Annotated in this window: 1 protein-coding gene; it reads right to left on the reverse strand. The window is 63.9% G+C overall.

Translation table 11 applies throughout. The features are described 5' to 3' along the window. Window positions 1-407: ABC transporter ATP-binding protein (locus tag A4G99_RS14970; RefSeq protein WP_150123123.1), on the reverse strand; the 407-nt coding region annotated here is incomplete at both ends.

A 407-nucleotide genomic window follows, 5' to 3' on the forward strand; every position in this document is an offset into this window, starting at 1 on the left:
GCGATGAGTTTCGGACAGCGGGTCCGGAATCGACAGCCACTCGGCGGGTCGATGGGCGACGGCACGTCGCCCTCCAGCACGCCGCGCGTCTCGGCAACGCGCGGGTCGGGCACGGGAATGGATTCGAGGAGCGCCTGCGTGTACGGATGCTGTGGGTTCTCGAACAGTTCCTCCTTGTCCGCCAACTCGACCAACTGGCCGAGATACATCACGGCGACGCGGTCGGAGATGTGGCGAATCACCGAGAGGTCGTGGGCGATGAACAGGTACGTCAAGTCGAACTCGTCCTGCAGCGAGCGCATCGTGTTGAGCACTTGGGCCTGAATCGAGACGTCGAGCGCCGTCACGGGTTCGTCACAGACGATGAAGTCCGGATTCACGCTCAGCGCACGCGCCAAGTTCACCCG

This window comes from Haladaptatus sp. R4 (assembly GCF_001625445.1).
Classification (GTDB): domain Archaea; phylum Halobacteriota; class Halobacteria; order Halobacteriales; family Haladaptataceae; genus Haladaptatus.